We start from the raw sequence: 20294 nt of genomic DNA, 5'->3' as shown, positions 1-20294 counted from the left end.
TATGGAGATGGTTAAGGATAAAAACAAAAGTTATATTTTTAATAAAGGCAGGATGGTCATTTATTTGGTGCTGGGAGGCCTTTTATTCAGTTCCTGTTCCATTGAAAAACGACTTTCTACAAAGCTTAACCGCGACTTTAAGCAGTCGGAAATTTTAAAGGATCATCATGTCGGGTTTGTTTTATACGATCCTGTTAAAGGTGTCCCGGTATTTGAAGAAAACGGGGATCAATATTTTATTCCTGCCTCCAATACAAAGCTGTTTACTTTTTATGCAGCCTTAAAAATGCTCGGGGACTCCATTCCTTCTCTTCGTTATATAGAAAGGAATGATTCTTTGATCTTTTGGGGAACCGGGGATCCTTCTTTTTTGCAAAGCAGATTGAAGCAGGGAAATGCCTGGCAATTTTTGAAAACAACGAACCGGAAGCTTTTTCTTGCATCGGGTAGACATCAGGAGCCCTTTTATGGTAAAGGATGGTCCTGGGACGATTATAACGATTATTATCAGGCAGAAATCAATGAATTCCCCATGATGGATAACCTGGTCAGCGTGAGGGCAAAGCAGGGGAAGTTGCAAATCTTGCCTAAATCTTTTCAGGCCTGTTTTGTGGTCGACAGCGGCCGGACTCAAAAACCCTTTAATGTCCTTAGAAAATCAGGGGAAAATAGCTTCCATTATCCTCAGGGAAGCATCCCGGAAGGATTCTCGCAGGAAATTCCTTACAAACTCAGCCTTTCTACCACTTTAACATTACTTTCTGATACGCTGCACAAACCAGTAGGTTTAGTTGAAATGAAAATGCCGGAAAATGCCCGTACGATTTATAATGTGCCGAAGGATCCCTTGCTGAAGGCGATGCTGCAGCCCAGTGACAACTTTATTGCAGAGCAGCTTTTACTGGTTTGTTCGGATCAATTGGGAGAGGAACTGAGTACAGAAAAGACGATTCAATATGTATTGAAGACCTATTTGTCGGATTTGCCGGATTCTGCAGTCTGGGTAGACGGCTCTGGCTTATCAAGAATGAACTTATTTACACCGAGAGATATGGTGGTGGTTTTGGACTTGATTTATAAAAACGTAAATGACCGGGGTCGACTTTTTGATCTGTTACCCGCAGGGGGAAAATCGGGAACCCTTAAAAATGCTTATCCAAAAACAGATACGCCCTTCGTTTTTGGAAAAACAGGGACCTTATCGAATGTTCACAACCAAAGTGGATATATCCTGACAAAAAAAGGAAAACTATATATTTATTCCTTTATGAATAACAACTTTGTCGCTCCGGTAAGCAAAATCAGAAACGAAATAGGTAGGATTATAATGGGAGTGCATGAAAAGTTTTAAACTGAATAGCCCTTTCTCCGCCAATATCTTATTGGAAGGAAAGCCATATCTCTATTTTGGTGGGACGGCTTATCTTGGAATCCCGCAACATCCTGATTTTCTGAAGTTCTACCTTGAAGGGATCCGGAAATTTGGACTGAACAACGGAACCAGCCGAAATAACAATATTCAACTGGGCTTGTACGATGAAGCGGAAAAGTACGCTGCGGCGCAATTTGGAGCTGATGCAGCACTCATCAGTTCGAGTGGTTATCTTGCCGCTCAGCTGACGGTCCGTTTTTTTTCTACTCCTGAACGGGTGTTATATGCGCCGGAAACGCATCCGGCACTTTGGACAGCTCAGAAGCCGGCAAGTAAGGGAAGTTTCTCTCAGTGGGCAACAGAAAGCCTGAACCGGATCAACAATAGTGACCAGCAGGATTGGGTATTGATCAGCAATTCTTTGAACAATCTGTTCCCTGAACACTACGATTTTTCCTTTATCAAAGAAATCCTTCCTGGAAAAAAGGTGGTTTTAATCGTGGATGATTCTCATGGAATAGGTATTTTGGATAGAGGAAGAGGCATTTTTAACCTGATCCCCAAAACAAATCAGGTGGAGGTGATAGTGGTTGCTTCTATGGCCAAAGCGTTGGGGCTGGATGCAGGGATTATCCTGGGGACTGAAAAAGTGATCAAAGCACTAAAAAGCTGTAATGAATTTCTGGGCGCTTCTCCACCCGCTGCTGCAGGGCTATTTGCTTTTATGCAGTCAGCAGATATTTATAAAGAAGAACAGGAGAAACTAATGGCATTAATCAGCTATTTTGCCAGGGAGATTAATTCGGATTGGAAACATATAGCCGGATTTCCTGTATTTCACCATCCGGATGAGAAAATGTTTGACCGGCTGATGGAAAAAGAGATCTCGATTTCTTCTTTTCCTTATCCGGATCCCAATAGCCAGGCGATCAATAGGGTGGTATTGAGCAGTTGGCACACTAAAGAAAACATTAACCAGTTAATCTCATCAATATGAAGCGTATTTTATTTGTTTTTTTGATTTTTTGTGCGGTACAAAGCCTGCGGGCACAGGAAACTACCAGGATTTGGATCGTCAGACATGGCGAAAAGAACCTGGAGGATCCAACAGCGAAAGATCCTGAACTAACCGTTGCCGGAAAGGAAAGAGCAGTGGCTCTGGAGAAATACCTGAAAGGAAAGAAGATCAGCGCCTTATTCAGCACAGATTATAAAAGAACTAAAGAGACCCTGGCTCCGCTGGCGACACGAATGAAATTGCCGGTAAAGCTTTACGATTCAAAAAACAACAAGGCTTTGGCTGATACCATCCTGACCCATTATAAAGGAAAGAACGTGGTGATTTGCGGGCATTCAAATCGGATTTTAGGTATTATTGCTGCGTTTGGAGGCTCATCATCCGTAAAAGAGATTTCAGAAGAAGAGTATAGCTATATTTTTCTTATGGAAATTAAAGGAAACGAGGTGGTGGTGAAAGACAGGCACTACGGGAAGCTATAGTTTTTCGAAGGGAATGTCCATCAGGTCGTAGTTCTTCCAACCCTTAAAATCAAAGTGCCACCATTCATTGTGGAGGACTTTAAATCCATGCGTTTCCATCACCCGGATCAGCAAATCCCTGTTTTTCTTAATGGATTCAGGAAGATCTGGATAAGCTGCAGCAGCTTTTGCGGAGAAGCTGTCGTATGGCGTAGGCATAGGAACATCTTTACCTGTTTTCAGGTAAATCAGGCTCAGGTCTACTGCACAGCCCCGGTTATGTCTTGATCCCTGTTTCGGATTGGCGACGAAATTTTTGTCAGAGGCTTTAACGTACAAGGTCTTTGTTGCAGTGTAGGGACGGTAACTATCGTAAATCTTCAGACCATAACCCTTTTTGCGTAATTCTTTCTGGATGCGCTTTAGCTGATTGGTGACCGGTTTTCTTGCAAAAGCCCGGGCCTGTTTATACACGGCAAGCTTCATGAAGTTGTTGGTCGTGGCATACCGGATATCTAAAACGAGATCCGGTATTTCTTTTTTAAGCTCCAGAAGCGCATTTCCCGGGTTCTCCTCACAGCTCTTCAGATAAACATCATAGTCACGGATCACTTTTATAGCGGCGGACGGGACTTTTTTATGTTGTGCAGAAAGAGAGACAAAGCCGAAACAGAGTAAAAACAACAAAAGGGATTTGATCATGGTGATTTATTGATTAGAAACCACCAGAAGTTCAATGTCCTTATATGGAAGGTTAAACATGTTGGCCAGGTCTTTATTCGTAAGGTGTCCCTGATAGATGTACAATGCTTCCCGGATTCCGGGCTTGCTCCAGACCACCCCCATCAGTCCACCCATATCTCCGATGTCCAGCAGGATGGGTGCAAAAATATTGGTCAGTGCATAAGAAGCAGTACGAGGAACTCTCGAAGCAATATTCGGAACACAATAGTGGATCACCTCATGTTTTCGGAAAACCGGGTTACTATGGTTGGTCACTTCAGAAGTTTCAAAACATCCGCCCTGATCAATGCTCACATCAATGACCACTGAGTTGGGTTTCATTCTGGCGACTGTTTCTTCCATGACAATACATGGACTTCTGCCATGTGTTGCACGGATGGCTCCGATCACCACGTCGCAAGTGGTAATTGCCTTGCCTAAAACGATAGGTTGCATCACCGAAGTGAACACCCTGCTCCCTAAGTTATTTTGGAGCCTTCTAAGGCGATAGATAGAGCTATCGAACACTTTTACTTCCGCACCCAGAGATAATGCCGTACGCGCGGCGTATTCTCCGACCGTTCCGGCCCCTAAAATGACAATTTCGGTTGGTGGGACTCCGGTGAAGCCGCCAAGCATCAATCCTTTTCCTCCGGTCGCTGTACTTAAATATTCTGCTGCAATAAAAATTGACGTTGCGCCGACAATTTCACTCATCGCACGGACTACGCTTAAAATACCTCCTTCGTCACGAAGGTTTTCAAAACACAGGGCATTGATTTTTTTATTCAGTAAGGCTTTGAGGTAATTTTCTTTAAGGCCTCCCATCTGAAGCGCTGAGATGAGGGTCTGTCCTTTGTGCATCATCCCGATCTCCTCCAAAGTAGGGGGAGCGATTTTTACCAGGATGTCTGCTTCAAATACCTCTTTTTTATGAAAGGAAATGGTTGCCCCCTGTTCACTATAGTCGTTGTCGGAAAAATTAGCACCGACACCTGCTCCGCTTTCAATAATTACCCGATGACCATTGTTGATCAACAAGGCCACAGACAGCGGGGTTAATGCAATTCTATTCTCCTGAAAGGAAATCTCTTTAGGAATGCCAATGTACAGACTGTTGTTTTTTTTATTTGTTTCTGACAAGGTCTCTTTTGGCTGTATAAGCCCTTTTTGAGCGATAGAGGCCATTCCTTCACGTAATCCTGTAGCCATTTTATTTATTGATATTTGGATTGAAATTAAGCAAAATACCTGAAAATAAGCACATTTGGAATTTATATTTTGGAAATTGACAGAACTCTTTCATTTTCTCCGATGGTGGTAATTTCAATTTTGACATAATGGTCGGGGAGTAGTTCCTGTACTTTTTCAGGCCATTCTATCAGACAAATATGGTCCGACCAGAAGTATTCCTCATAGCCAATATCGTAAGCTTCCTGCAGGTTTTTGATTCTGTAAAAGTCAAAATGATAAATGTTCCTTTCTTTTCCTTCATATTCGTTCACAATGGAAAATGTAGGACTGGATACCACTTCTGTTACCCCAAGGGCTTTGGCTAAAACCTTTATAAAGGTCGTTTTTCCTGCACCCATCTCACCTTCAAAGATAAAGATGCGTTCGTCTGGAGCAAATGCCAGCACATCGATAGCGGCCTGATCCAGGTCTGCTAAGTGATTAACCTCAATGTTCATCAAAAGAGTAATATGTTATTTTATAATTTTCTAAAACCAGACGAAGCTTGTTGATGGCCTCATCTGGTAAATTTTTTCTACCTGGAGCTATAAGTAGCCACAGGAATGATCATTTCTTCCAGAGAGATCCCTCCATGCTGGAAAGTCTCATTATAGTAATTTACAAACTGATTATAGTTGTTCTGATAGACAAAATAACGGTCTTCTTTTGCAAAGATATAATTCGAGCTGATATTGATCTTTGGTAACTGTGCCTCATGAGGGTTTTTAATTAAGAACACTTCTTTGGCATTGTAGTTTAGATTTCTGCCTTGTTTATAGCGCAGATTGGTATTGGTATTTCTGTCGCCGATCACTTTACTTGGGTGTTTTACCCTGATGGTCCCATGGTCGGTGGTAATGACCAGCTTCACTTTTTTCTGAGCGATCTTTTTCAGTAATTCCATTAAAGGAGAATGCTCAAACCAGGAAAGGGTTAAAGAACGGTAAGCGGCATCGTCATTGGCCAGCTCACGGATCATCTGCATATCTGTTCTGGCATGAGAAAGCATGTCTACGAAGTTATATACAATGGCATTAAAGTCATTTTGAAGCAGGTTATTGATCTGGTCATTCAGGGCCTTCCCATCATCATAGGTCAGGATTTTATTGTAACTGAATTTACAGTCCTTACGTAAGCTTCTTTTGATCTGGTCTGCCAAAAAGGCACTCTCATGCATGTTTTTACCTCCCTCGTCATCGTCATTCTGCCATAGTCCGGGGAATCGTTTCTCCATTTCCAAAGGCATTAGTCCGGAAAAGATCGCATTTCTCGCATATTGAGTTGCGGTAGGGAGAATACTGGAATAGGTGTCTTCTTCTTCCAACCGGAAATGCTCGGTAATCAGGGGATTGATGATCCGCCATTGGTCATACCTTAAATTGTCAATGAGGATGAAAAATACCGGGGTATTATTTCCGTTGATCAGTGGAAATGCTTTTTTCTTAAGGAGTTCATTCGAAAGTAAAGGCGCTTTTCCTTTACCATTTACCCAGCTCAGGTAGTTGTCTTCGATGAATTTCGAGAACTGTGCATTGGCCTCTGATTTTTGCATGGTCAGAATTTCATGCATCTGGGGGTCGTCTAGCTTTTCAAGCTCTAACTCCCAGAAAACAAGCTTTTTATATACCTCAACCCATTCCTCGTAGCTGAGCTTGTCGTTGAGTGTCATTCCCAGGCGTCGGAAATCCTGCTGATAAGCCATAGATGTCTTTTCGCTGACTAAACGTTTGTTGTCAATGATCTTTTTAATGGTCAGTAAAACCTGTTTTGGGTTCACTGGTTTGATCAGATAGTCGTCAATTTTAGATCCGATGGCATCCTCCATTAAATTCTCTTCTTCACTTTTAGTGATCAGGACAACAGGGACATCGTTCCTTATATTTTTGATCGCAGTAAGGGTTTCCAGACCAGTCAGGCCTGGCATATTCTCGTCAAGGAATACCAGGTCAAAATGCTCTTTACCAAAGGCTTCAAGGGCATCATTACCATTTGTGAAGGTGGTAACATGGTATCCTTTTTCATTCAGTAGTAGTATATGTGGTTTTAATAAGTTAATCTCATCGTCGGCCCATAAAATTTTGGTTTCCTGCATTATTGTATTTGTATAATGTAAATTAATCTTTTAAAAAAGAAAGTTACCTTTCTTAGTATGGATAAAAATAGCAATTTTTGTACCGTATAATTTATTTTTAAGGATTGAACAAAAAGAAAATCATAAATGATCCCGTATATGGCTTCATTAATATCCCCTCTGAAATAGTATTTGATCTGATTTCACATCCCTACTTTCAGCGGTTAAGGTATATAAAGCAGTTAGGTATGACCCATCTGGTATACCCGGGAGCCTTGCACACCAGGTTTCATCATGCCTTAGGTGCGATGCATTTAATGAGTCTGGCCATTGAAGTCCTTAGAAGTAAAGGCCATTCGGTGAGTAAAGAAGAAGAGGAGGCGGCCACTATCGCCATTCTTTTGCATGATATCGGGCATGGTCCTTTTTCTCATGCATTGGAGCATACCCTGGTTAACGGGATTAAACATGAAGACATTTCCATGCTGATGATGGAGAAGCTAAATGTTGAATTTGGAGGGAGGCTAAGTGCTGCAATCAATATCTTTAAAGGTGATTATCATAAAAAATTCCTTGCGCAACTGGTTTCCGGGCAGCTGGACCTGGACCGTATGGATTACCTGAACCGGGATAGTTTCTTTACCGGGGTCAGTGAGGGTGTCATTAGCTTTGACCGGATTATAAAAATGTTCAATGTGCTGGATGATCAGCTGGTGATTGAAGAAAAAGGGATTTATTCCATTGAAAATTTTCTGATTGCCAGACGGTTAATGTACTGGCAAGTGTATCTGCATAAAACTGTTGTTGCAGGGGAATACCTGCTGGTCAAAATTCTGGAGCGGGCAAAAGAGCTTTCCGGACATGGAGAGGTGCTTTTTGCAACCCCGGCGCTGCAGCATTTTCTGACAAATGAGGTGAAAGAAGCCGAGTTTTTCAGCTCGGATATTCATTTGGCCCAGTTTTCCAAACTGGATGATCAGGACATTTTTGCTTCAGTAAAAGTCTGGGCAGATCATCCGGACCGCATCCTGGCTCAACTTTGCCAGATGTTTATCCGCCGTAATCTTTATAAAGTGGAGATCAGTTCAGAAGCACCTGATGAGGGCAGATTGCAGAGGATCAGGGAAAATACTGCTGATCTGATGAAGCTAAGTGTAAATGAAGTGTCTTATTTTGTTTTTACCGATGTGATCGAAAACCGTGCATACAACGCGGGAAGCGGGAATATCAACATTTTACTGAAAAACAACACAATTATAGATATTGCAAAAGCATCAGATTTATCTAACTTAGAATCCTTAGATAAGACTGTAACCAAACACATACTATGCTATCCCCGAATAATTTAGCATTTTTTAACAAAATAATTAACTTTTAATCCCGTTTTTAGATTCTACATTGATCTAATGATTGGATGATAACCTAAATAGGTTTATTTGTTCATATCAATTTAACACTTAACTTTGTACGATGCAATTTACTGCCAAGCAGATAAGCGAATTTATAGATGGCACCATTGAAGGCGATGAAAACGCTAAAGTAACAGAACTTTCTAAGATAGAAAATGGTACTGCTGGGTCTTTATGTTTTTTGTCTAATCGAAAATACGAAAGCTATTTATATTCCACCAAAGCCTCAATTGTTATTGTAGGAAACGATTTTTTTCCTGCTGAGGCTGTTGAAAGCACCCTGATTAAAGTCGCGGATCCATACAGCGCTTTTTCTGTTTTATTGGAAAAGTACAATGAGGTAGTGAACCAAATGAATGTTCAGTCTGGAATTGAACAGCCCAGTTTTATCCATCCTTCAGCAAAAATCGGCAAAAATGTATTTATTGGTGCCTTTAGCTATATCTGTGAAAATGTAGTTATTGGTGATGGAACCAAAATTCAGTCGCAGGTGTTTGTGGGTGCTGACAGTCAGATCGGAGACAACTGCCTGGTTTTTCCTGGCGTAAAGATTTATAACAGGACGGTGATGGGGAACAATATTAATATCCATTCCAATACGGTAATCGGCAGTGATGGTTTTGGTTTTGCGCCACAACCAGATGGAACCTATTCAAAAATCGCACAGATCGGAAACGTTGTGATTGAAGATGATGTGGAAATCGGTGCGAATACCACGATTGACAGAGCAACTATGGGCTCTACCTTTATCAGAAAAGGGGTCAAACTGGACAACCTGATTCAGATTGCACATAACGTAGATGTTGGTGCGCATACCGTTGTTGCTGCGCAGACAGGAATCTCCGGAAGCACAAGGCTTGGCGAGAACTCTGTGGTTGGCGGACAGGTAGGGATCGCAGGTCACCTTAGCCTGGCAAAAGGGACCCAGATTGGTGCTCAGGCAGGGATAAACTTCAATACATCTGAAGAAAACAAGCAATGGCATGGTAGTCCTGCACAGCCTTTAAGGGACTGGATGCGGGCTTCAGTGATATTTAAACAATTGCCAGCCGTTGAAAAGCGGATCGGGGCATTAGAGCAAACAATCTCAGAACTAAAAGCAATAATTGAACAAAACAGTACAATAGCAAAATAATGAATGTTAAGCAAAAAACTATAAAGAGCGAAGTTTCAGTACAGGGTGTAGGCCTTCATACCGGGGCGAATGTGACGCTTACTTTTTGTCCGGCACCAGAAAATCACGGATTTAAATTTCAGAGGACGGATTTGCCTGGAAGCCCGATTGTTGATGCTGATTGTGACAATGTTACAGATACTGCAAGAGGAACAACGATTACTCAGAATGGAGCGAGTATCAGCACGGTAGAACACGTGATGGCTTCATTGGTCGGAATGGACCTGGATAACGTGTTGATGAAACTTGACGGGCCGGAAACACCTATTATGGATGGTAGTGCTGTTTTATTTATGGAGGCATTGGAAAGTGCAGGTCTGGAGCAACAGGAGGTAGACAGGGAGTATTTTCAAATCCCTCATAACATTACCTATACTGAACCTGACCGGAAAGTCGAAATTGTGGCAATGCCTTTAGATGATTACAGGTTTACCTGTATGATCGATTATAATTCTCCGGTATTGGGAAGTCAGCATGCCGGTATTTCCAGCATTGCGGAGTTTAAAAAAGAAATTGCTTCCTGCCGGACTTTTTGCTTCCTTCATGAACTGGAATATCAACTTCAGAACAACCTGATTAAAGGTGGGGATCTGAATAATGCCATTGTGATCGTAGATAAAGAAGTGACGAAAGAAGAGCTGGATCACCTGGCAAAAATCTTTAACCGGAGTGCAATGGAAGTTGCTCCTCAGGGAATTTTGAATAATATGGAGCTGCGGTATCAAAATGAGCCTGCCAGACATAAATTATTGGATATGATCGGTGACCTTGCCCTGGTAGGAGTTCACTTAAAAGGACATATCATGGCTGCCCGTCCGGGGCATGCTGCGAATGTAGCCTTTGCTAAAAAGATCAAAGCAGCAATCAAAAAAGAAAAAAATAAAAAAGTACAGCATGTTTATGATCCATCTGTAAAACCACTTTATGATGTGGTCCAGATTATGGAGATCCTGCCGCACAGACAACCATTTTTGTTCATTGATAAAATTTTAGAACTGTCTAAAACACACGTTGTAGGCGTTAAAAATGTAACCATGAACGAAGAATTTTTCAAGGGTCATTTTCCTGGTGCCCCGGTTTTTCCTGGAGTGATTCAGATTGAAGCCATGGCTCAGACAGGCGGTATCTTAGTTTTAAGTACGGTTTCTGATCCAAGAAATTACCTGACTTTATTCTTGAAAATAGATAATGTGCGCTTCAGGGCGCAGGTATTACCTGGTGATACCATCGTTTTCAGATGTGACTTGATGGAGCCAATCAGAAGAGGCATTGCGCAAATGAAAGGTGTAGGAATGGTGGGAGGAAAAGTTGTTGTGGAAGCAGAAATGATGGCCCAAATTGTAAAAGTTAAAGAAAGCGAAACCGTATCATGATACAACCCTTAGCGTATATACATCCGCAGGCAAAAATTGCCGATAATGTAGTAATTGAGCCTTTTGCAGTGATACACAAGGATGTGGAAATTGGGGAAGGGACCTGGATCGGGTCAAATGTTGTCATCATGGATGGTGCCAGGATCGGTAAAAACTGCCGGGTTTTCCCCGGATCAGTGATCTCAGGTGTTCCCCAGGATTTGAAATTTGCAGGGGAAGTAACTACTGCAGAGATCGGTGACAATACCACGATCAGAGAATGTGTAACCATAAACAGGGGTACAAAAGATAAGTGGAAGACAGTGATCGGCAGTAACTGCCTGATCCAGGCTTATTCACATATTGCACATGATTGTGAAGTGGGTGACCATTGTATCTTTTCGAATAGTACCACCCTTGCAGGACACATCACTATTGGGAACTATGTCGTACTGGCTGGTCTGGTAGCGATTCACCAATTTGTAAAAGTTGGATCTCATGCCTTTGTAACCGGTGGTTCATTGGTAAGAAAAGATGTTCCTCCATATGTAAAAGCTGCCCGTGAACCACTTTCTTATGCCGGAATCAATTCTGTTGGCTTAAGAAGAAGAGGTTTCTCTTCCGAGAAGATCAATGAAATTCAGGAGATTTACAGGGTTTTGTTTGTAAAGCATAACAATGTAACTAAAGCCCTGGATATGATTGAAGCAGAATTTGCACCAACGGAAATCCGTGATGAGATTGTAGATTTCATCAGGAACTCAAACCGTGGTGTGATGAAAGGCTTCGGTTCAGGAAGTTAATTGAGAATGAATGAAAATCAGCTTAAATAAGGCCGGGAGAAGGTTTAATCAGGAGTGGATTTTTCGAAATTTCGATTATGATTTCCAGGCTCCCGGAAAATATGCCATCCTGGGCCCGAATGGTTCAGGCAAATCGACCTTATTGAGTTTAATCCTTGGTAGTTTATCCCCTTCGGAAGGAGCAATAAGCTATCAGGGAGAAAAAACAGTACCCGTTGAGGACATTTACAGACACCTGAGTTTTGCTGCCCCATACCTGGACCTCATAGAAGAGTTTACACTGGAAGAGACCATAGACTTCCATTTCAAATTTAAAGGGCTGTACAACGATATGAGCAAAGATGCAGTGTTGGAGCTGCTCGGGCTTGCAAAGTCGCAGGACAAGGCTTTAAAATACTTCTCTTCAGGTATGAAACAGCGGACCAAGCTGGCCCTTGCTTTCTGTGCAGACACCCCAATCCTTTTATTAGATGAGCCAACTTCCAATCTTGACCAGCAGGGAGTGCGTTGGTATTTGGACCTGATTGACAATTTTACTGAGAAAAGATTAGTCATCTTAGGGTCAAATCAGGAAGTTGAGTATTCGTTTTGTCAGCATTTGATCCAGATCACGGATTATAAATAACGTTTTTTTATATTTGTCATCTACCCTGAATGGCGTTTAAACGAAGAAAAACAAGAAATAAAATATTTTTTTAAATTACTATTGTAGAATCCATAAATAGTCTTTACCTTTGCGGCACGAAAAAGGGTCCAAACGGTCGGACACAATTTCAAATGAAATGGCAAAAGCATCAGACGTAAAAAGTGGGAATATCCTTCGGTTTAACGGAGAACTAATTCAAGTAGAAGAATTTCTACACCGGACTCCAGGAAACCTGAGGGCTTTTTATCAGGCAAAGATGCGAAACGTTAAAACCGGGAAACTGGTTGAATACAGATTTCGCACAGATGAAGAAGTAACAATTTGTCGTGTTGAAACCAATGATTACCAGTATTTATACGAAGATGGCGATTTTTTGGTAGTAATGGACATCACTTCTTTTGAACAGTTTAACATTCCAAGAACATTGTTCGGCGAAAGTGTTAAATTCTTAAAAGAAGGAATGAATGTAATCATCGCATTCGAAAGTGAAGAGCCAATTATGGCACAGATACCTTCGCATGTTGAATTGGAGATTACTTATACAGAGCCCGCTGTTAAAGGCGATACCTCTACAAACGCATTAAAATACGCTACTGTGGAAACAGGAGTAGAAATAAAAGTCCCAATGTTTATCAACCAGGGCGATAAAGTTAAGGTTGATACCCGTACAGGTGACTATATAGAAAGAGTAAAATAAGAATTTTCATAGTTTAGTTTTAGGTTTAGGTTGATTGTGGCTTCGGAGTGGTTCCCGAAGCCATCTTTTTTTACCCGCTTTTTTTTACCTTGGCTCCCGATCATCAGGACCATCAGATTGCCCTCTTTATTCTTTATAAAGCACATTTCAAGCTCCTTTAATGGTCATTTCTTAAGCCTGAACATAAAGTGTAAAGCAATGAACAAATCAGAAATCAGAAAAACAACCCAGCAGCAGCGACAGTCGTTATCAGTTGAAGAGCTGCACACACTTAGTGTTAAACTGGTTGAACAGTTTGCTAAACTGGACCTTTCCAGCGTTAAAATTGTCCATATATTTCTCCCCATTAAACAGAAGAAAGAACCGGATACTTTTCTGATGATTGACTGGCTGAGTACACATCACCCGGAAATTAAGATCATCGTTCCAAAGGCCGATTTTGACACTGCTTTAATGACCCACCATTACTATGACGGAATGGAAGATCTGGAATTAAATGATTACCAGATTCTGGAGCCTCAAAAGGCAAAAATTCATACGGGAGAGGTGGATATGGTGATTGTGCCCTTATTGGCATTTGATAAAAATGGATACCGTATCGGTTATGGAAAAGGGTTTTATGACAGGTTTTTGCAAGGGATATCCACGCAGAAGATTGGCCTGTCGTTTTTTGATGAACTAAATGTGATTGATGATATAAATGAACATGATGTGAGGTTAGACAAATGCATTACCCCAAATAAAATATATGTCTTTCCTGTAACATAAGCCTGTTTTTTGCAGCTTTAAGCTGCAATAAGCGCTAGGTATGGGTGATTTAATCTTCAGGCATTGGTTGAAATTTAAATTAACGACTATGAAAAAGATCATCTTAACCCTCATCTCCGCAATTTTTGTCAGCTTTTCTCTGGCACAAACCCCCACAAGCCCGTCTATACTCAGTCCCGGACAGTCCCATTTTTATTTTTGTGCCTTGATAAAGTCGGTAATAAGATAGGCTATTGCTTTTGCAGTGCCTGCACTTTGCCTGCCGTCCTGCAGCATGACCGCTCCTTCACAAAGGTGCATGTAGGCGATTTTTTTTCCGGAACTGAGGATTATCCTGCGGACATCATTAATATTAAAGCCAGAAGGCGTAAATGCGCTTGACAAGAGATTTTCTACACAGTCAAGGTCTATTTCCAGTCCGATTTCAGGAGCTAAATTTTTCAATAGGGGCTGCAGTTGTTCGACAACCGGGATATTGTTCTTTAGGAGGTCGTCGAAAAAGATGGCCTGAATATTCGGATTTTCAGCGATCAGATCGAGAATTGCAGTGTTGTTGTAATTCTGATGAAGTCCAAAAATGGCATAGTTTTTTAAAAAACCATTTTTAAGCGCATAACTGAAGCCATTGCCACTATGTCTTCCGGCAGGAGGTCTGAGGTCGGCATGCGCATCAATATTCAGCACATCAACTGCCTGCTGAAGGGCAAGTGAAAGCCCTTTGATCATCGGATAAGCATTGTTATGCCCTCCACCAATCACAATAGGAACTTTACCGGCCTCAACAATTTCCCTGATGACAGGGTATACCTGCTCATCAATTTGTACAACCGCGTCTTCAAGGGATTTGATATCAGTTTCTGCAGGATCCGGAAAAGAAAAGTGTCCCAGAACCAGTAGCTCTTGTCCGGTTAAGAAAGAGGTGCTCTGGGTATTTAATATCGCTTTGAGTGCAGGCTGCCAGGCGGTAGCAGTTCCGCCAATCCCATGATTTGCCCTTACGCCGATATCTTCAGGAATTCCCAGTAATACAAATCTGGCGGGAGAAGATTTTAACTGGTCAAGAGCCGAAATGACCTGAACTTTCTCTCCGAGTTTAGTTTCCCCTTCGCGCTGGCTGGTAAGGGCCATAATTTCGTCTTTTCCGTAGATGTTCAGGCCTTCCATTATTGGATTTTTCCGTTTAGAATGATGGTTTCAATTTGTGTTTGTCCGAAGCTGTAGGGCAGGTAGGCGAGGGATGACATTGGTCTGGTGATAAACAGATTTGCCCTTTTTCCTTTTGCAATACTTCCGCTTTCTCCGCTCAGTTGCATTGCAGCGGCTCCGTTTAAGCTGGCGGCATTTATGGCCTCTTCAGGCAACATTTTTAGTTTGATGCAGCCCAGGGATACCACCAGGTTCATGTTTCCTGAAGGGGTAGAGCCGGGATTGTAATCTGTAGCTAAAGCGACAGGCACGTTGGACTGAATCAGGGCCCGGGCATTCGCAAATGGAATTCCCAGATAAAAAGAACAGGAAGGCAATAGTGTTGCAATGGTATTGCCATTCGCCAGGGCTGCAATTGCATCGTCATCTGTTGCTTCCAGGTGATCTACAGAAACCGCCTGATGTTTTACCCCAACCTGAACGCCTCCGGATACAGAGAGCTGGTTGGCGTGTATCTTCGGGCGTAATCCATACTTTGCTGCGGCGCTGAGCAATTGATCCGTCTCTTCTACAGAGAAAAACCCCTGCTCACAGAATGCATCCATATAGTCTGCAAGCCCTTCTGCAGCAATCTGTGGCAACATTTCCTGAATAATCAGAGAGATATAGCCTGCATGGTCATTTTTATACGCTAAAGGGAAGGCATGTGCCGCTAAAAATGAAGCTTTTACCGGAATAGGGAAGCTTTCTTTTAGCCTTCTGATGACGCGAAGCATTTTTAATTCGCTTTCTACCGAAAGACCATAGCCACTTTTAATCTCTATGGCTCCTGTTCCCTGTCTGATCATATCGTTCAAACGGATGGAGGCACTTTCAAATAATTCTTCTTCTGTGGCTTTTTGGAGCTTTCCTGCGGAATTTAGAATCCCGCCACCAGCAGCTGCAATCTCTTCATAACTTTTTCCTGCAATCTTCATCACAAACTCTTCCTCCCTGGGGGCGGCGAAGACGATATGGGTATGGGAATCACACCAGGAAGGGAATACAAAGCCTCCTTTGGCAGAAGTGGTTTCCAGGTCATTAGGCAATTCTGCCGGTAACTTGTCCATCCTTCCAAAATCTTCAATCAGGCCATCTTTGCAAAGCAGCCAGGCATCCTGAAGCTGAGGAAGGCTTGCCATTTCCTGTCCTTTAAGCAAGAGGGTTTCTTTAGGATGAAGTCCAACAAGGGTTCCGATATGGGTGATTAACAGTGAAGACATGGCTTAAGGGTTTAGCTCTAACAAAATAGGACAGTGATCAGAATGAACGGCATCCGCAAGAATCATTACATTCTTTAAGCGTGCCAGCATCGGTTGGCTTGCCAAATGGTAATCAATACGCCAGCCCAGGTTCTTTGCCCTTGAGTTTGCACGGAAACTCCACCAGGTATAATGATGGGGATCTTTATTAAAGTGCCTGAAAGTGTCAATAAATCCGTTGTTCAGGAACAATTCCATCCATTCTCTTTCTTCCGGAAGAAAACCTGAAGAATTGGCATTGGATTTAGGATTGTGAATGTCCATTGCGGTATGACAGATGTTATAATCTCCGGAAATGATCAGGTTAGGGACTTCCTTTCTCAGATTTTCAATATAAGTATCGAAGAAACGCATGCATTCGTACTTTTTAACCTGTCTGTCGTCTCCGCTGGAACCGGATGGCATGTATAAGCTCATTAAAGAGAAGGTGTCAAAATCGGCTCTTAAAATACGGCCTTCTTTATCGATCCACTCTTCTCCACAACCATATTCTACATGATTGGGTTTTATTTTGCTGAAAATAGCGACACCGCTATATCCTTTTTTTTCGGCAGGAAACCAGTAATGATGGTAGCCCAATTGTTCGATTAATCCAATGATTTCGGGAATCTGAGAAGGCAATGCTTTTACTTCCTGCAGGCAAATCATGTCAGCATCGGTTGCTTGCAGCCATCCGATAAAGTTTTTTGTTGTGGCAGACCTGATCCCGTTGACGTTATAGGATATAATTTTCATTCGTATGTTCTTTTTATGAGGATAATTGATGGTTATTGAGCGATTTGATTTTCCTGGATGACGGTTTCTTTTGAAACTTTCAGGAGTTCTTTTTCGAGGCGCTTCGCTTCTCTGCGCTTTAACACTGTGATGGTCATTTTTACATCACTCAGCGGACGGTCATTTTCGTCTTTACTGACTTCCGCGATCTTATCAATCAGCGCTATTCCCTGAACAACTTCTCCGTAAACGGTATACGTTCTGTCCAGGTGAGGAGTTCCACCAATGGTTTTGTAAACCTCTCTCTGGTAGGCAGGGATTTTAGCTTTTAAACGATTGGTTTCTACATTGTCCAGCTGCTCATCGGTGAATTTTTTCCCCTGAACCAGGTAAAACTGACTTCCGCTGGATGCTTTTTCCGGATTGTTATCTCTTGCTGCGGCAAGCACGCCTTTTTTATGGAAAAGACTGTCCCGGAATTCGGCGGGAACGGTATAACCTACTGTCCCATTTCCCAGCTTTTCGCCGGGCTTTGCATTTTTGGAGTCCGGATCCCCTCCCTGTATCATAAAATCTTTGATTACCCGATGAAATAAGGTTCCGTCATAAATCTTTTTTTTGGTGATTTTCAGGAAGTTGTCCCTATGTAAAGGGGTTTCATTATAAAGCATCACAATACATTCTCCCATGTCTGTTTTTATTCTTACATATTGATGTTTTGGCTTTGCCGCAAAGGTTAAACTAAAGCAAAAACACAGGATCAGGGTATAAAATCTCTTCATTATTCTTGATATTTAGGGCTAAGTTAAGGTAAATCTGCTTTATTAAAAGCGCGACTCGTTTTATCATACAATTATGCTTATTTTTGTCAAAAGATGAAGCTGCGACAAAAACTTACAATGGGCCTATGTGCATTTTACCTGATGAGTATCATCGGGATTGCATTGAATATGCACTATTGTGGGGGCAAGCTTTCCGCTGTCCGCTTTACCGAAACTGCTAAATGTGGTGCTTGTAAAGGGGCTGAAAAAATGAAGAAAAGCAGCAATTGCTGTAAAGACACTTCGGTAGAAGCTAAAGTTAAAGACAGCCATGAGGCAGGGGTTAAAGTTGCAGTTCCTAAGGATTTTAGCCTGGAGTTGTTTTTAGGGCCGGCGCTCTCGGAAGCATTCCGTCTCTTGTTGCCGAACCTGTTCAGTAAAGCCGAAAATAAGGCCCCGCCGCTTTCTTCGGTGCTCTCCCTCCACGCTTTCAACTGCGTGTTCAGAAATTAAATCGGGAATAATTTGTTTGCCGTTGCAGGGATACCCTGTGATGGTGCTTGACGTATCTGTTATTACGTCAAATGTCTAATAGAAGCATAAATTATATCCTCATGAACACGATCAAAAATTTAATCATATTATCAATTGTTTTATTTGCAGGCAAGGTGTCTGCACAACAAATTTCTTCAGCTGAACTTCAGGTAACAGGTTTAACCTGCTCCATGTGTTCTCAGGCCACAGAAAAATCTTTAAAAACCCTCGACTTCATTGGCGCTATAGAACCGGATTTAAACAAAAACCTGTTTGCAATTACCTTTAAAAAGGATAAAACGGTAAATATTGACCAGATCAGAAAGAAAGTGGAAGATGCGGGGTTCTCTGTTGGAAACCTGACAGCGGTATTCAACTTTAACCATACCAAAGTAGACGAACAGGGCCTTGCCGCTGCGGGAACTAATGTTTATCAGTTTTTAAATGCGAAAAGTCAGGTCTTAAACGGTGCTGTAAAAGCAACGGTGGTTGACAAAAACTTTATTTCCGGCTCAGCCTTTAAGAAAAAAGCTGCTCAGGTTAAATTGGCATCCTATGCTGATGGAACGGGACTGATCAACGGAAAGAAAACCCGGATCTATCACCTGAGCATTTAAGAAGGCATGAAATTTCTTAAAATATTATTGATCCCCATGGCCATGGCCTTGGGGATTACTGCGCATTCACAGGAGCTCTATGTATTCTCCGAACCGGCAAGCAATATGCCTGCAAAATCTATCGGGGTACGGCTTACAAATGAAGGGGTATTTAGCCCGGATTTTGCTACCAGGACCATTCCTGAGCTTATGGTTGGCTTTAATAAGAACCTGATGATTCATGCACAGGGTTTTTTCTCTGATATGAATGGTGGAGGCTATAAAGCAGAAGGAGCGAGCTTATATGCAAAATACCGGTTTTTATCTATTGATGATGTGAAGAGCCATTTCAGGGCTGCTGCATTTGGCCGGATCAGTAGCAGCAGCAGACCAACTTATACGGAAGACATCAACCTGGAAGGAGACAATAGCGGGCTACAGGGAGGATTGATTTTTACACAATTGCTTCATAAGCTGGCCTTGTCGGCAACATTGAGTTATTCAAAGGCTTTTGAACGAAATAGCAAGCAGTTGCCCGGAATGCCACAACCGGACCAGATGTTGGGGTACAGTCTGTCTTCAGGTTATCTGTTATTGCCCTTCGTGTATAAAAATTACAATCAGCCAAATTTCAATTTATACTTTGAGGTTCTGGGAAAAACCAATCCTGTAAATGGCAGGTCTTATCTGGATCTTGCCCCGGCGGTTCAGGTGGTGATCAATAGCAGAACAAGGATTGATCTTGGCTATCGCTTTGAAGTAGCAGGCAATCTGGCGAACAGGTATACGAAGAATATGTACCTGGCAAGGGTGGAATTTAACTTCTTCAATGTGCTGAAATAAGTGTCGAAACTGATTTCTTATCATACATCAACAATCTGCGGTCTTATTCGTTATAGATTTGTAAATCATTAACAAATAAAATTATGAAAAAGGTATTTTTATTCCTGGTTGCCATTTCAATCAGCGTTGCGTCTTTCGCACAAACAAAATGGACGGTTGACCCTATGCACTCTTTCGTGAATTTCTCGGTAAGACATATGGGAATCTCTTTTGTAGATGGTTCATTCAATAAATTTGATGGATCTGTAGAAGCGGCTAAAGCAGACTTAACAGATGCTAAAATCAATTTTACCATTGATGTAAACAGTGTAGATACACGTGTAGAACCTCGTGACAATCATTTGAAAACAGATGATTTCTTCAATGCGGAAAAGTATCCTAAAATGACTTTTGAGAGCACTTCTTTCAAAAAATTAAAAGGAAACAATTATGAGCTAAGCGGAAAATTAACGATTCGTGACGTAACTAAAGATGTGAAATTTAATGTTGTTTTTGGTGGAACGACCAAAGATCAGCAAGGAACCGTAAAAGCTGGTTTTGCAGCCAGTACCACGATCAACCGTCTGGACTACAACATCAAATTTGACCCAACAGGTGCAGGTGTAGGTAAAGACATTAAAATCTCTTTAAACCTTGAATTTGCCCAGGCCAAGTAATCTATTCATATTTTAA

22 protein-coding genes are annotated in these 20294 nt (G+C 41.9%); 14 read left to right on the top strand and 8 right to left on the bottom strand.

Translation table 11 applies throughout. The features are described from left to right. The first annotated feature begins 1 nt into the window (after position 1). Genes BUC20_RS29780 through BUC20_RS29770 form a run of 3 tightly spaced genes read left to right on the top strand, consistent with a single transcriptional unit; the run spans position 2 to position 2872 of the window. Positions 2-1351: a D-alanyl-D-alanine carboxypeptidase/D-alanyl-D-alanine-endopeptidase gene (locus BUC20_RS29780; protein WP_084529422.1), complete on the top strand. Its 1350-nt coding sequence runs from the start codon at positions 2-4 to the stop codon at positions 1349-1351. Beyond that, the gene (locus BUC20_RS29775; RefSeq protein ID WP_073237237.1) at positions 1338-2369 is read left to right on the top strand and encodes an aminotransferase class I/II-fold pyridoxal phosphate-dependent enzyme; all 1032 of its coding nucleotides are present in this window, start codon (positions 1338-1340) and stop codon (positions 2367-2369) included. Before BUC20_RS29780 ends, BUC20_RS29775 begins: the two co-directional genes overlap by 14 nt. Further along, positions 2366-2872 (top strand): phosphoglycerate mutase family protein, encoded by a 507-nt coding sequence (locus tag BUC20_RS29770; RefSeq protein WP_073237234.1) that lies wholly within the window; start codon positions 2366-2368, stop codon positions 2870-2872. Before BUC20_RS29775 ends, BUC20_RS29770 begins: the two co-directional genes overlap by 4 nt. On the opposite strand, the gene BUC20_RS29765 is transcribed toward BUC20_RS29770, so the two are convergent. From BUC20_RS29765 to porX, 4 genes are all read right to left on the bottom strand, one after another. After that, positions 2867-3553, bottom strand: a complete 687-nt coding sequence (locus tag BUC20_RS29765; protein ID WP_073237231.1) for a M15 family metallopeptidase — start codon at positions 3551-3553, stop codon at positions 2867-2869. The two genes, BUC20_RS29770 and BUC20_RS29765, sit on opposite strands and share 6 nt — an antisense overlap. A 6-nt stretch (positions 3554-3559) precedes the next feature. Next, positions 3560-4786, bottom strand: a complete 1227-nt coding sequence (locus tag BUC20_RS29760; protein WP_073237228.1) for an alanine dehydrogenase — start codon at positions 4784-4786, stop codon at positions 3560-3562. A gap of 62 nt (positions 4787-4848) precedes the next feature. Beyond that, a complete protein-coding gene (gene tsaE, locus BUC20_RS29755) occupies positions 4849-5265 on the bottom strand; it encodes a tRNA (adenosine(37)-N6)-threonylcarbamoyltransferase complex ATPase subunit type 1 TsaE (protein ID WP_073237226.1) in 417 nt (138 codons plus the stop codon). A 77-nt stretch (positions 5266-5342) separates the two neighbouring features. Further along, entirely contained in the window at positions 5343-6899 is a 1557-nt protein-coding gene (porX, locus tag BUC20_RS29750) for a T9SS response regulator signal transducer PorX (protein WP_073237224.1), read from the bottom strand. A gap of 104 nt (positions 6900-7003) precedes the next feature. Here porX and BUC20_RS29745 point away from each other — a divergent pair, with 104 nt between their 5' ends. The 7 genes from BUC20_RS29745 to BUC20_RS29715 all read left to right on the top strand — a co-directional run bounded on the left by BUC20_RS29745 (position 7004) and on the right by BUC20_RS29715 (position 13727). Next, complete coding sequence (locus BUC20_RS29745) at positions 7004-8227, top strand: HD domain-containing protein (protein ID WP_073237221.1); 1224 nt, start codon at positions 7004-7006, stop codon at positions 8225-8227. A gap of 121 nt (positions 8228-8348) precedes the next feature. Next, positions 8349-9422 carry a UDP-3-O-(3-hydroxymyristoyl)glucosamine N-acyltransferase gene (gene lpxD, locus BUC20_RS29740; protein WP_073237218.1) on the top strand — a complete coding sequence of 358 codons (1074 nt, stop codon included), beginning with the start codon at positions 8349-8351 and terminating at the stop codon, positions 9420-9422. After that, positions 9422-10834, top strand: coding sequence for a bifunctional UDP-3-O-[3-hydroxymyristoyl] N-acetylglucosamine deacetylase/3-hydroxyacyl-ACP dehydratase (locus tag BUC20_RS29735; protein WP_073237215.1), 1413 nt, complete (start codon positions 9422-9424; stop codon positions 10832-10834). The genes lpxD and BUC20_RS29735 overlap by 1 nt, the downstream gene beginning before the upstream one ends. Further along, positions 10831-11616 carry an acyl-ACP--UDP-N-acetylglucosamine O-acyltransferase gene (lpxA, locus tag BUC20_RS29730; protein WP_069378326.1) on the top strand — a complete coding sequence of 262 codons (786 nt, stop codon included), beginning with the start codon at positions 10831-10833 and terminating at the stop codon, positions 11614-11616. Before BUC20_RS29735 ends, lpxA begins: the two co-directional genes overlap by 4 nt. Positions 11617-11626: 10 nt before the next feature. Then, a complete protein-coding gene (locus BUC20_RS29725; protein ID WP_073237213.1) occupies positions 11627-12241 on the top strand; it encodes an ABC transporter ATP-binding protein in 615 nt (204 codons plus the stop codon). Between the two features lie 157 nt (positions 12242-12398). Beyond that, on the top strand, positions 12399-12959 hold the full coding sequence (gene efp / locus BUC20_RS29720) for an elongation factor P (RefSeq protein ID WP_073237210.1): 561 nt from the start codon (positions 12399-12401) through the stop codon (positions 12957-12959). 198 nt (positions 12960-13157) lie between these two features. Beyond that, positions 13158-13727: a 5-formyltetrahydrofolate cyclo-ligase gene (locus tag BUC20_RS29715; RefSeq protein ID WP_073237206.1), complete on the top strand. Its 570-nt coding sequence runs from the start codon at positions 13158-13160 to the stop codon at positions 13725-13727. Positions 13728-13919: 192 nt separating this feature from the next. On the opposite strand, the gene BUC20_RS29710 is transcribed toward BUC20_RS29715, so the two are convergent. From BUC20_RS29710 to BUC20_RS29695, 4 genes are read right to left on the bottom strand one after another with little or no spacing between them, the layout of a single operon-like run. Further along, positions 13920-14891 (bottom strand): formimidoylglutamase, encoded by a 972-nt coding sequence (locus tag BUC20_RS29710; protein WP_073237204.1) that lies wholly within the window; start codon positions 14889-14891, stop codon positions 13920-13922. Then, positions 14891-16135, bottom strand: coding sequence for an imidazolonepropionase (gene hutI, locus BUC20_RS29705; protein WP_073237201.1), 1245 nt, complete (start codon positions 16133-16135; stop codon positions 14891-14893). Before hutI ends, BUC20_RS29710 begins: the two co-directional genes overlap by 1 nt. Before the next feature lie 3 nt (positions 16136-16138). Next, positions 16139-16909: an exodeoxyribonuclease III gene (locus BUC20_RS29700; protein WP_073237199.1), complete on the bottom strand. Its 771-nt coding sequence runs from the start codon at positions 16907-16909 to the stop codon at positions 16139-16141. A 32-nt stretch (positions 16910-16941) separates the two neighbouring features. Further along, positions 16942-17670: a peptidylprolyl isomerase gene (locus tag BUC20_RS29695; RefSeq protein WP_073237196.1), complete on the bottom strand. Its 729-nt coding sequence runs from the start codon at positions 17668-17670 to the stop codon at positions 16942-16944. A gap of 93 nt (positions 17671-17763) precedes the next feature. On the opposite strand from BUC20_RS29695, the gene BUC20_RS29690 reads away from it, so the two are divergent. The 4 genes from BUC20_RS29690 (at position 17764) to BUC20_RS29675 (ending at position 20278) form a co-directional block, all read left to right on the top strand. Next, a complete protein-coding gene (locus BUC20_RS29690) occupies positions 17764-18162 on the top strand; it encodes an HYC_CC_PP family protein (protein WP_143166972.1) in 399 nt (132 codons plus the stop codon). A 101-nt stretch (positions 18163-18263) separates the two neighbouring features. Beyond that, entirely contained in the window at positions 18264-18800 is a 537-nt protein-coding gene (locus BUC20_RS29685) for a heavy-metal-associated domain-containing protein (protein ID WP_073237190.1), read from the top strand. 6 nt (positions 18801-18806) lie between these two features. Then, positions 18807-19622 (top strand): hypothetical protein, encoded by an 816-nt coding sequence (locus BUC20_RS29680; RefSeq protein ID WP_073237188.1) that lies wholly within the window; start codon positions 18807-18809, stop codon positions 19620-19622. Between the two features lie 83 nt (positions 19623-19705). After that, positions 19706-20278, top strand: a complete 573-nt coding sequence (locus BUC20_RS29675) for a YceI family protein (RefSeq protein WP_073237185.1) — start codon at positions 19706-19708, stop codon at positions 20276-20278. Positions 20279-20294 lie beyond the last annotated feature (16 nt).

The organism is Pedobacter caeni (genome assembly GCF_900129215.1).
GTDB lineage: Bacteria > Bacteroidota > Bacteroidia > Sphingobacteriales > Sphingobacteriaceae > Pedobacter > Pedobacter caeni.
The sequence above is the reverse complement of the archived record's forward strand: the minus strand, read 5'-3'. Positions and strand labels throughout refer to the sequence as shown.

Coding starts and splice junctions, on each gene's coding strand:
- BUC20_RS29680 (WP_073237188.1), top strand. CDS start 18,807: ATGAAATTTCTTAAAATATTATTGATCCCCATGGCCATGGCCTTGGGG.
- BUC20_RS29685 (WP_073237190.1), top strand. CDS start 18,264: ATGAACACGATCAAAAATTTAATCATATTATCAATTGTTTTATTTGCA.
- lpxA (WP_069378326.1), top strand. CDS start 10,831: ATGATACAACCCTTAGCGTATATACATCCGCAGGCAAAAATTGCCGAT.
- BUC20_RS29675 (WP_073237185.1), top strand. CDS start 19,706: ATGAAAAAGGTATTTTTATTCCTGGTTGCCATTTCAATCAGCGTTGCG.
- BUC20_RS29770 (WP_073237234.1), top strand. CDS start 2,366: ATGAAGCGTATTTTATTTGTTTTTTTGATTTTTTGTGCGGTACAAAGC.
- porX (WP_073237224.1), bottom strand. CDS start 6,899: ATGCAGGAAACCAAAATTTTATGGGCCGACGATGAGATTAACTTATTA.
- BUC20_RS29715 (WP_073237206.1), top strand. CDS start 13,158: ATGAACAAATCAGAAATCAGAAAAACAACCCAGCAGCAGCGACAGTCG.
- BUC20_RS29780 (WP_084529422.1), top strand. CDS start 2: ATGGAGATGGTTAAGGATAAAAACAAAAGTTATATTTTTAATAAAGGC.
- BUC20_RS29760 (WP_073237228.1), bottom strand. CDS start 4,786: ATGGCTACAGGATTACGTGAAGGAATGGCCTCTATCGCTCAAAAAGGG.
- BUC20_RS29710 (WP_073237204.1), bottom strand. CDS start 14,891: ATGGAAGGCCTGAACATCTACGGAAAAGACGAAATTATGGCCCTTACC.
- BUC20_RS29725 (WP_073237213.1), top strand. CDS start 11,627: ATGAAAATCAGCTTAAATAAGGCCGGGAGAAGGTTTAATCAGGAGTGG.
- hutI (WP_073237201.1), bottom strand. CDS start 16,135: ATGTCTTCACTGTTAATCACCCATATCGGAACCCTTGTTGGACTTCAT.
- BUC20_RS29700 (WP_073237199.1), bottom strand. CDS start 16,909: ATGAAAATTATATCCTATAACGTCAACGGGATCAGGTCTGCCACAACA.
- BUC20_RS29775 (WP_073237237.1), top strand. CDS start 1,338: ATGAAAAGTTTTAAACTGAATAGCCCTTTCTCCGCCAATATCTTATTG.
- BUC20_RS29765 (WP_073237231.1), bottom strand. CDS start 3,553: ATGATCAAATCCCTTTTGTTGTTTTTACTCTGTTTCGGCTTTGTCTCT.
- BUC20_RS29735 (WP_073237215.1), top strand. CDS start 9,422: ATGAATGTTAAGCAAAAAACTATAAAGAGCGAAGTTTCAGTACAGGGT.
- tsaE (WP_073237226.1), bottom strand. CDS start 5,265: ATGAACATTGAGGTTAATCACTTAGCAGACCTGGATCAGGCCGCTATC.
- lpxD (WP_073237218.1), top strand. CDS start 8,349: ATGCAATTTACTGCCAAGCAGATAAGCGAATTTATAGATGGCACCATT.
- BUC20_RS29690 (WP_143166972.1), top strand. CDS start 17,764: ATGAAGCTGCGACAAAAACTTACAATGGGCCTATGTGCATTTTACCTG.
- BUC20_RS29695 (WP_073237196.1), bottom strand. CDS start 17,670: ATGAAGAGATTTTATACCCTGATCCTGTGTTTTTGCTTTAGTTTAACC.
- efp (WP_073237210.1), top strand. CDS start 12,399: ATGGCAAAAGCATCAGACGTAAAAAGTGGGAATATCCTTCGGTTTAAC.